8 protein-coding genes are annotated in these 10266 nt (G+C 65.0%); 7 read left to right on the forward strand and 1 reads right to left on the reverse strand.

Going from position 1 to position 10266, the window contains the following annotated elements; translation table 11 throughout:
• Positions 1–291 precede the first annotated feature (291 nt).
• Entirely contained in the window at positions 292–1155 is an 864-nt protein-coding gene (gene purU, locus JWR89_RS17950) for a formyltetrahydrofolate deformylase (protein WP_299718562.1), read from the reverse strand.
• 137 nt (positions 1156–1292) lie between these two features.
• On the opposite strand from purU, the gene JWR89_RS17955 reads away from it, so the two are divergent.
• The 7 genes from JWR89_RS17955 to JWR89_RS17985 all read left to right on the forward strand — a co-directional run.
• Entirely contained in the window at positions 1293–2138 is an 846-nt protein-coding gene (locus tag JWR89_RS17955; RefSeq protein WP_299718565.1) for a uroporphyrinogen-III synthase, read from the forward strand.
• Between the two features lie 287 nt (positions 2139–2425).
• A complete protein-coding gene (locus JWR89_RS17960; RefSeq protein ID WP_299718567.1) occupies positions 2426–4882 on the forward strand; it encodes a CoA transferase in 2457 nt (818 codons plus the stop codon).
• A gap of 282 nt (positions 4883–5164) precedes the next feature.
• On the forward strand, positions 5165–6397 hold the full coding sequence (locus tag JWR89_RS17965) for a branched-chain amino acid ABC transporter substrate-binding protein (protein ID WP_299718569.1): 1233 nt from the start codon (positions 5165–5167) through the stop codon (positions 6395–6397).
• A gap of 247 nt (positions 6398–6644) precedes the next feature.
• On the forward strand, positions 6645–7592 hold the full coding sequence (locus tag JWR89_RS17970) for a branched-chain amino acid ABC transporter permease (protein ID WP_299718571.1): 948 nt from the start codon (positions 6645–6647) through the stop codon (positions 7590–7592).
• Positions 7589–8890: a branched-chain amino acid ABC transporter permease gene (locus JWR89_RS17975; RefSeq protein ID WP_299718573.1), complete on the forward strand. Its 1302-nt coding sequence runs from the start codon at positions 7589–7591 to the stop codon at positions 8888–8890. The genes JWR89_RS17970 and JWR89_RS17975 overlap by 4 nt, the downstream gene beginning before the upstream one ends.
• Entirely contained in the window at positions 8887–9651 is a 765-nt protein-coding gene (locus JWR89_RS17980) for an ABC transporter ATP-binding protein (protein ID WP_299718576.1), read from the forward strand. Before JWR89_RS17975 ends, JWR89_RS17980 begins: the two co-directional genes overlap by 4 nt.
• Positions 9651–10266 (forward strand): ABC transporter ATP-binding protein (locus tag JWR89_RS17985; RefSeq protein WP_299718578.1); only part of this gene is annotated, 616 nt, incomplete at its 3' end. The genes JWR89_RS17980 and JWR89_RS17985, both read left to right, overlap by 1 nt.

The raw sequence follows: 10266 nt of genomic DNA on the forward strand, positions 1-10266 counted from the left end.
CCACCGCGACCGGGCACGCCGGGCTACGAGGAATATCGCAAGCAGCACGAAGAAAAGCAGCTGATGCCGAGCGCCAAGCCCGGCCCCGATCCGGCGACCTCGCCGTCCGCGGAAGTGATGCGGTAGGTTCTCGCCGTCGTCCCCGCGAAAGCGGGGACCCATAGCCTCCGACTTTGTGGTTCAGCGAAGAATTCGCCCGGTACCCCTTCACACCGAACAACGCCAACAGCGTGTATGGGTCCCCGCCTTCGCGGGGACGACTCGTGGAGGATCTCGTGCGCGACCGCGACCTCAGTTCACGAACACCACGGTCTTCTTCCCGTTGAGGATCACGCGATCCTCGAGGTGGTAGCGCATGGCGCGGGCGAGGACGCGGCGTTCGATGTCGCGGCCTTTGCGAACCAGATCCTCGGGCGTGTCGCGGTGGCTGATGCGCTCGACGTCCTGGTCGATGATCGGGCCTTCGTCGAGATCGCTGGTGACGTAGTGCCCGGTGGCGCCGATCAGCTTGACGCCGCGCTCATGGGCCTGGTGATACGGCCGCGCGCCCTTGAAGCCCGGCAGGAACGAGTGGTGGATGTTGATGCAGCGGCCCGACAGCTTCTTGGTCATCTCGTCGGACAGGATCTGCATGTAGCGCGCCAGCACCACCAGATCGGTCTGCGTCGATTGCACCAGTTCCCAGATCGCCAGCTCCTGCTCGCGCTTGGTGTCCTTGGTGATCGGCATGTAATGAAACGGGATGTCGCCGAAATCGAGGTCCTTGTAGGTCTCGCGCGGATGGTTGGAGACGATCGCGGTGGGGATCATTTCCAGCTCGCCGGTGCGCCAGCGATACAGGATATCGACCAGGCAGTGGTCGGACTTCGACACCAGCAGCATCACCCGGCGCCGGGTGTCCTGGTCGCGCATCTGCCAGTCCATCTTGAAGCGCTCGGCGATGGCGCCGAAGCCGGTCTGCAGCGCCGCCAGATCGACGGCGAGATCGGCGGCGGTGAACACCACCCGCATGAAGAAATGCCCGGTCTCGACGTCGGTGAACTGCTGGGCATCAAGGATGTTCTGGCCGTTATGGGCGAGGAACGTCGATACCGCGGAGACGATGCCGGGGCGGTCGGGACAGGACAACGTAAGAACGAACTGGCGATGGGGCATGAGGCTGATTGCTCGCAGGGGAACCGGGTAATGGCGCCCTGCTCTATCACCCGTGGCGGCCTTGCGCCAATCCCGCCTTGCACTGCAAGATGGACGTCATTGCCAGTGAATTAACCGGCAGAACGGGAGCGAACGACATGGCTGACAAGCTCAACGGCTATCGCATCCTGATCCTGGAAACCCGCGAGGAAGCGCAGTTCTCGAAACTGCTCGCGGAACAGGGCGCCGACGTCCTGCAATGCCCGATGTTCACCATCCACGACGCCCCCGATCCGGCTGACGTGGAGGCGTGGATTACGCGCTATATCGATCGTCCGTTCGACGACCTGCTGCTGATGACCGGCGAAGGCCTGCGCCGGATCATGAAGGTGGTGCGGCGGCTGGACGTCGAGCCGGCATTCGTCGCCGCCGTCGCGCAATCGCGAAAATTTGCGCGTGGCCCGAAGCCCGGCCGGGCGCTGCGCGAGATCGGGCTGGAGCCGGACGTCACCACGGAAACGCCGACCTCGGAAGGCGTAGCCGCGATGCTGGGCCGCCTCGACATCAAGGGGCACCGCCTCGGGCTGCAGCTCTATCCGGAGAAGGACCACGGCGTGCTGATAGCAGCCATCGAGGCCTGCGGCGCCACGGTGGATACGGTGTCGCCCTATATCTATGACGCCCAGGCGGCGGAGACCAACATCCTCGCGGCCATCGAGGAGATGGCCGCCGGCCGCGTCGATGCCATCGCGCTGACCAGCTCCGGCCAGGTCCGCCGCCTCGTCGATGCCGCCAGGGCGCACGGCCGCGACGCGCAGTTGCGCGACGCGCTGGCGAAAACGCCGATCGCCTCGGTCGGGCCGGTAGTGTCCGACGAGTTGACGGCCTGCGGCCTGCACACCGACATCTATCCCGCCCACGACGCGTTCTTCATGAAGCCACTGATTGCAGCGATGTCGGTGTCACTGGGGAAGTCGGCGCCAAGGACAAGGGCCACCACCTGAAAAATCACAATTGTGGAGTGCCTTCTTCCTTCTCCCCCGCGCGAAGCTTCGCTTCGCTAAGTGGGAGAAGGTGGCGCGGACGAAGTCCGCGACGGACGAGGGGTTTCTGGGCTCCAGAGCTTGCGGCTACCCCTCACCCGTCCGCGCTTCGCGCGGCCAGCCTCTCCCACAAGGGAGAGGGAAGAAAGAAGCGTTAGCCGTTCATCTAAATGCCATCGCGCCGGGTGACTTGACGCCCGCAGTGATCCCGACATGATGCGCTCCAACCAAAAAATGATCGGGCGGAAATGCCAAACTTGCCGAAGTCAAAATTGCCATTGTCGGAATTGCGCGTCGTGGAAATCGGGTCCGGCGACACGCTGGGTTATTGCGGCAAGCTGTTTTCGGACTTTGGCGCAGAGGTGATCCGCGTCGAACCGTCCGGCGGCGATCCGATGCGGCAGCACGCGCCGCTCGTCGATGCCGGCGACGGCCGCCGCGAGAGCGGGTACTTCGCCTGGCTCAACACCAACAAGCAAAGCGTGACCGCCGATCTGGATCGCGCCGACGATGTCGCGCGCGTCTGCGCGCTGCTGGCAGAGGCCGACCTGCTGCTCGACGCCCGGCCGCCGGCGCACATCGCGAACTCGTTGCTCACCCACGAGTCCCTGCGCCGCGACCAGCCCGGCCTCGCGATCACCGCGATTTCGTGGTTCGGTGAACATGGATTGTACAGCCATTATGAAGCCACCGACTCGGTGTGCCGCTCGCTGTCCGGCAGCGTCAAGCTGGTCGGTCCGCTGGAGGGCCCGCCGGTGCTGCCGCGCGATGGCCAGGTCGCGGTGATGGCCGGCTTGACCGCGTTCATCCCGAGCCTCGCCGGACTGTTCGACCGCGCCGCTGGCGCGCGGCGCTTTGCGGTCAGCGCGCACGAAGCGATGCTGCATATCAGCGAGTTCGATACCGGGCTGGCGCTGGAAGTCGGCTTCACCCGGCCGCGGCTCGCCATCAACCGGTTCGGCCGCGGCTATCCGGTCGGCACCTTTCCGACCCAAGACGGTTGGCTCGGGATTACCGTGGTGACGCCGGCGCAGTGGGCGGCGTTCTGCACGATAATCGGCCTGCCCGAACTGGAGACCGAGCCGGAGTTTTCCGACAGCCTGTTGCGCACCACCAATTCCGCCAGGCTGCTCGGCATCTTCCAGCCGGTATTGATGCAGCACAGCGCGCGGCACTGGTTCGAGCGCGGCATCGAGCTGCGGCTGCCGCTCGCTGTCGTGCCGGACATGGCGACACTGCTGCAGCAGCCGTACTATCGCGAGCGCGGCGCCTTTGCGCCGGTGCAGATCGGAAGCGCCTCGTTCGATGCGCCGGTGCTGCCGCAATACCTGACCCGGTCGCGCCCGCTGCCGAACGGCCGCGCGCCGTTCGCCGGCGAACATGACGATGTCGCGCTGCCCGCGCGCCAACGTATCGCCACGCGCGCGGCGACGCCGGACGATGCGCTACCACTCAAGGGCCTGCGCATCGTCGATCTCACCATGGGCTGGGCCGGACCCTCGGCGACGCGGCAGATGGGCGACCTCGGCGCCGAGATCGTCAAGGTCGAATCCTGCCAGTATCCCGACTGGTTTCGCGGCACCGATCCGCGCGGGGCCTATCATCCCGAGCGCACCTACGAGAAGATCTACTGGTTCCAGCAGATGAACCGCAACAAGCGCGGCATCACCCTCGATCTGACCAACCCCCGGGGCATGGCGCTGCTGAAGCGGTTGCTGGCCGATGCCGATGCGGTGATCGACAACTACGCCGCCGACGTGCTGCCGCGCATGGGGCTTTCGCCTGAGGCCATGCTGCAGATCAATCCGCGGCTGATCGTGGTGACGATGCCGGCATTCGGCATGACCGGGCCGTGGAGCGGCGTGCGCGCCTATGGCTCGACGCTGGAGCAGGCCTGCGGGCTGCCGTCGGTGACCGGCCGCGAGGGCGACGCGCCGACCATGCTGCACGCCGCGCTGGGCGATCCCTTCGGCGGCGTCAGCGCTGCAGCGGCCCTGCTGCTCGGCTTCATGCAGCAGAAGAATACGGGACAAGGCCAGCATATCGATCTCAGCGCCGTGGAAGCGCTGCTGCCGCTGGTGGCGCCATCGGTAATCGAGCAATCCGTCACCGGAAAATCCGGCCCGCGGATCGGCAACCGGCATCCGCGCTTCGTGCCGAACGGCTGCTTCCCGTGCCTCGGCGAAGACCAGTGGATCACCATCGCCGTGCGCTCCGATGCGGAATGGCAGGCGCTGTGCGAAGTGATCCATCGGCCCGACCTTGCCACCGACGCAGGCCTGGCCACGGCGGAGGGCCGCCGCGCCGAGGAGGACCGCATCGAGGTGGCGGTCCGGCACTGGACTCAGACGGTGCGGCCGGACCTGGCGATGGTGACGCTGCAGGCGCATGGCGTGCCGGCCGGCACCGCGCGACTGCCGATGGATCTCGCCGGCGATCCGCATCTGCTCAAGGTCGGGCACTGGCAGCCGGTGACAAGCGCCTTCATGGGGCCGCACCTGCTGCCCTCGGTGGCCTACCGCGAGGGCGACGCCACCCTGCCCTACGCGATCACGCGACTGGCGCCGACGCTCGGCCAGCACAACGACGAAGTGCTGCGCGAACTGCTCGGGCTCGATAGCGCCGAGATCGAGGAATTGCGCGCGGCGGAAATCATCGGCAACGTCGCGGCGAAGAAGAAGGCAAAGAAGGCCGAGGGTAAATAAGCGCGCTGTCATTCCGGGGCGAGAGCGCGTCAGCGCGAGCGAACCCGGAATCCCGGGATGGGACGATGAACATGACGGGATTCCCCGCCACGCCAATTGGAGTGGCTGAGGCCTGCACCTGCCGGCTCCGCCGTCCGTTGCATCCCGGAATGACAGTGTAACTTTTGTCGCGCTTGCGACTTGTGCGGCGTTGGACCACAATCGCGACAAGGCCGGAAGCGGATGGGCAACAGCCCGACGCTTCAGCAACGGTCACGACACAAAAACCCAGGGAGAAAATCCATGCGCAAACTCGCGATGATCGCGGCCGTGGCACTGCCGATGTTCGGCACCGCCGCGTTCGCCCAGGAGACCGTCAAGATCGGTTACATCGATCCGTTGTCCGGCGGCGGCGCCAGCGTCGGCGAAGTCGGCTACAAGACCTTTCAGTTCCTCGCCGATGAGTTGAACGCCAAGGGCGGCATTCTCGGCAAGAAGGTCGAGATCGTCCCGCTCGACAACAAGACCAATCCGCAGGAAAGCCTGATCCAGGCGCAGAAGGCGATCGATGCCGGCGTGCGCTACGTGACGCAGGGCAACGGCTCCTCCGTGGCCGGCGCGCTGTCGGACTTCGTCACCAAGTTCAACGACCGCAATCCCGGCAAGGAAGTGCTGTACTTCAACTACGCCGCGGTCGATCCGGTGCTGACCAACGACAAGTGCAGCTTCTGGCACTTCCGCTGGGACGCCAATTCCGACATCAAGATGGAGGCGCTGACCAACTACATGAAGGGCGTGCCGGCCATCAAGAAAGTGTACCTGATCAACCAGGACTATTCGTTCGGCGAATCGGTGCGCACCACCGCCAAGAAAATGCTGGCTTCGAAGCGGCCGGATATCCAGGTGGTCGGCGACGAGCTACATCCGCTGCTCAAGATCACCGACTTTGCGCCGTACATCGCCAAGATCAAGGCCTCCGGCGCCGACAGCGTCATCACCGGCAACTGGGGCCAGGACTTCGCGCTGCTGCTGAAGGCCGCCGCCGACGCCGGGCTCAAGGTCAACTGGTACACCTACTATGCCGGCGGCACCGGCGGCCCGACTGCCGTCAAGCAGGCCAACCTCAACCATCAGGTATTCCAGGTCGGCGAAGGCATTCCGAACATCGACCACAAGCCGTCGCAGGAGTTCGAGAAGGCGCTGCGGGCGAAGTACGACTTCAGCCTGTTCTATCCGCGCGCCGTCAACGAAATGCGGATGTTCGCCGCCGCCGCCGAAAAGGCCAAGTCTCTCGATCCGGTCAAGGTCGCGGCAGCGCTCGAAGGCATGGAGTGGGACGTGTTCAATGGCGGCAAGGGCGTGATGCGCAAGTCCGACCACCAGTTCTTCCAGCCGATGTACATCTCCTCGCTCGGCGAGCGCAGCGAGAAGGAACCGTTCGACGAGGAAAAGACCGGCTGGGGCTGGAAGATGGTGGCCAAGATCGACACCGCCGCCACCGAACTGCCGACCACCTGCAAGATGGAACGGCCGTAAAGGCCTTGTAGGGCGGGCAAAGCGAAGCGTGCCCGCGTTTGAGAACGCGTGGGCACGGCGCAAATGCGCCTTTGCCCATCCTACACCATTGTCGCGGTCGTCATTGCGAGGAGCCCTTGCGACGAAGCAATCCAGTTCTTCCTTGTGGCTCTGGATTGCTTCGCTTAGCAAAATCGAAGGCGATTTTGCGGGCTCGCAATGACGGTTGATAGTGTCTCGCTCGCACTCAATGACTTGAGAGAATTCCGTGCTTGAACTGATCGTCATCTCCACCCTCAACGGCGTGCTGTTCGGCATGCTGCTGTTCCTGATGGCGAGCGGGCTGACCGTGATTTTCAGCATGCTCGGCGTGCTCAATTTCGCCCATGCCTCGTTCTACATGCTGGGCGCGTTCTTCGGTTTCCAGATCTCGCGCTGGGTCGGGTTCTGGCCGGCGCTGCTGATCGCGCCGCTGCTGGCCGGCGCCATCGGCGCCGGCGTCGAGCGCTACGGGCTGCGCCGGGTGCACAAGAACGGCCACGTCGCCGAATTGTTGTTCACCTTCGGCCTCGCCTTTGCCATCGAGGAAATCGTGCAGATCATCTGGGGCAAGAGCCCGGTGGATTTTCGCGTCCCGCCGCTGCTGGATTTTCCGGCGTTCACGATCTTCTCTACCAACTACCCCGCCTTCAAGATGTTCATGCTGGCGGTATCCATCGTGATCTTCGTCGGCCTCCTCGTCGTGCTGAAGAAGACCCGCATCGGCTTGATCGTGCAGGCTGCACTGACCCATCCACACATGGTCGGCCACCTCGGCCATAATGTCGGGCGCATCTTCATGCTGGTGTTCGGCGTCGGCACCGCACTCGCCGCCGTCGCCGGCGTGATCGCCGGCCCCGCGCTCGTGACGCAGTCCAACATGGCCGGGCTGCTCGGGCCGATCCTGTTCGTCGTCGTGGTGGTCGGCGGATTGGGCTCGCTGCCCGGCGCGTTCGTGGCGTCGCTGCTGATCGGACTGGTGCAGACCTTTGCGGTGTCGATGAACGGCTCGCTGGCCGGCGCCTTCGGGCCGCTCAGTCCCGACTACGCCGCGACCTGGCTGTCCGACATCTGGAACGTGACCATCGCCCAGATCGCGCCGATCATGCCCTATCTGCTGCTGGTGCTGATCCTGATCTTCCGCCCGATGGGTCTCCTGGGAACACGCGACACATGAGCGATCTCGCCTCCTCCGCCGCGCCGCCGCTGCCGGCCGCCGCCGACAAGCTCAAATTCTATGGCCTCTGGCTCGCCGTCATCGTGGCGCTGCTGGTGCTGCCAAAACTGTTCTCGTCGGGCGGCTCGCTGACCACGTTCAGCCTGATCGGCATCTCGATCATCTTCGCGCTGTCGTACAACATCCTGCTCGGCCAGACCGGCATGCTGTCGTTCGGCCATGCGGTGTATTACGGCCTCGGCGGCTTCCTCGCGATCCACGCCATCAACATCGTGGCGAAGAACAAGTTCGCGATTCCGCTGCCGGTGATCCCGCTGATCGGGGGGCTCACCGGGCTCGTGTTCGCAGCTCTCCTCGGCTGGGTCTCGACGCGGCGCTCCGGCACGGCGTTCGCGATGATTTCGCTCGGGCTCGCCGAACTGGTGGCGTCGTCGGCGCTGATCCTGCGCACCTTCTTCGGCGGCGAGGCCGGCGTCTCCGCCAACCGCACCAAGGTGTTCCGGTTGTTCGACTGGAGTTTCGGGCCGCAGATCCAGATCTATTATCTGGTTGCGGCATGGACGCTGCTGGCGGTGCTGGCGATGTACGCGCTGACGCGTACGCCGCTGGGTCGGATGTGCAACGCGGTGCGCGACAATCCCGAACGCGTGCAGTTCGTCGGCTACGACCCGCACGTGATCCGCTATCTCGCCTTCTGCTTCTCCGGCTTCTTCGCCGGGATCGCCGGCGCGCTGGCCGCGATCAATTTCGAGATCGCCAATTCGGCCTACCTCGGCGCGGTGCAGTCCGGCACCGTGTTGTTCGCCACCTATATCGGCGGCATCGGCTTCTTCATCGGCCCGATCGTCGGCGCCATCTTCGTCACCATCCTGTCGCTGGGGCTCTCCGACCTCACCCCGGTGTGGCAGTTGTATTTCGGGCTGATTTTCATCGCGGTCGTGATGTATGCGCCGGGCGGCCTCACAGGCTTGCTGATGATGCACCGGCCGCTGCTCCGCGCCGGGACGCTGACGCGGGTGCTGCCGAGCTATGCGGTCGCCTTCGTGCCGACGCTGGCGATGATCACCGGGCTGATGCTGGCCATTGAGACGATCGTGCATTTCACCGTCAATCCCGGCGACGACTCCCACATCAAGTCGTTCGGCATTCCGTTCGATGCCGCCAGCCCGTACATCTGGGCGATGGCGGCAATGCTGATCTTCGGCGGATTTTATCTCTCGCGAAAGACCTGGACGCGCGTGGCGCAGGCCTGGGACGAGGCGCTGAGCAGCGCCCGCGACAAGGGGGTCGCCGCATGAGCCAATTCTTGAAAGGCACGGCCATCGAGCTTCGCGGGGTCGAAAAGACTTTTGGCATCACCTCGGTGATCCGCAACGTCGATCTCAAGGTGGCGCAGGGCGAGCGCCACGCGCTGATCGGTCCCAACGGCGCCGGCAAGTCGACGCTGTTCAATCTGATCTCCGGCTACATGAAGCCGAGCGTGGGCCAGATCCTGCTGCGCGACGAAACCATCTCCGGCCTGCCGCCGTACCAGATCAACCGCCGCGGGCTGTCGCGCTCGTTCCAGGTCACCAACGTATTCGCCAACATGACGGTGTGGGAAAACATCCGCTGCGCCGTGCTGTGGGCCACCGGGCAGCGCTACGCGTTCTGGAAAAACATCGACAACCTGCCCGAGGTGCGCGAGCGCACCGCGCAGATCCTGGTGGACATCAGCCTTACCGCCCGGCGCGACGTGCCGGCGGGGCTGCTGACCTATGCCGAACAGCGCGCGCTGGAGATCGGCATCACCATTGCGGGGGGCGCCGACGTCATCCTGCTGGATGAGCCGACCGCCGGCATGAGCCACGCCGAGACCGAGCGCGCAGTGGCGCTGATCCGTAGGCTTACCGAGGGCCGCACGCTGTTGATCGTCGAACACGACATGAGCGTGGTGTTCGGCCTCGCCGACCGCATCTCGGTGCTGGTGTACGGCCAGATCATCGCCTCCGGCACGCCGGAGGAGATTCGCGGCAACAAGAAGGTCAAGGAAGCCTATCTCGGCGAGGAGGCCGCGTGATGCTCGAAGTGCGCGATCTCCATGCCTATTACGGCAAGAGCCACATCCTGCAGGGCGTCGATATGCATATCGACGCCGGCGAGGTGGTCAGCCTGCTCGGCCGCAACGGCGTCGGCCGCTCCACCACGGTGAAAGCGATCATGGGCGAGGTGCCGCCGCACGGGACCATCACCTTCAAGGGCAAGGATATCGCCGGCTTGCCGAGCTACAAGATCGCGCATCTGGGCCTCGGCTACGTGCCCGAGCATCGCGACATCTTTCCAGGGCTGACGGTGCGGCAGAACCTGCTGCTCGGGATCAAGGATCCCAAGCATCCCGGCAAATGGAAGCTCGACGACATGCTCGAGATGTTCCCCAACCTCGCCGCGCGCGTCGATACCGCCGCGGGCGTGATGTCCGGCGGCGAGAAGCAAATGCTGACAATCTGCCGCACGCTGATGGGCGACCCGGATCTGGTGATGATCGACGAGCCCACCGAGGGGCTGGCGCCGATCATCGTGCAGCAGGTCGGCGACCTCATCGCCGAGATCGCGCGGCGCGGCGTCGCCATCCTGCTGGTCGAGCAGAAGCTGTCGATCGCCATGCGCATCTCGCACCGGCTCTACGTGATGGGCC

Source organism: Tardiphaga sp., assembly GCF_028290785.1.
Taxonomy (GTDB): domain Bacteria; phylum Pseudomonadota; class Alphaproteobacteria; order Rhizobiales; family Xanthobacteraceae; genus Tardiphaga.

Coding starts and splice junctions, on each gene's coding strand:
- purU (WP_299718562.1), bottom strand. CDS start 1,155: ATGCCCCATCGCCAGTTCGTTCTTACGTTGTCCTGTCCCGACCGCCCC.
- JWR89_RS17955 (WP_299718565.1), top strand. CDS start 1,293: ATGGCTGACAAGCTCAACGGCTATCGCATCCTGATCCTGGAAACCCGC.
- JWR89_RS17960 (WP_299718567.1), top strand. CDS start 2,426: ATGCCAAACTTGCCGAAGTCAAAATTGCCATTGTCGGAATTGCGCGTC.
- JWR89_RS17965 (WP_299718569.1), top strand. CDS start 5,165: ATGCGCAAACTCGCGATGATCGCGGCCGTGGCACTGCCGATGTTCGGC.
- JWR89_RS17975 (WP_299718573.1), top strand. CDS start 7,589: ATGAGCGATCTCGCCTCCTCCGCCGCGCCGCCGCTGCCGGCCGCCGCC.
- JWR89_RS17980 (WP_299718576.1), top strand. CDS start 8,887: ATGAGCCAATTCTTGAAAGGCACGGCCATCGAGCTTCGCGGGGTCGAA.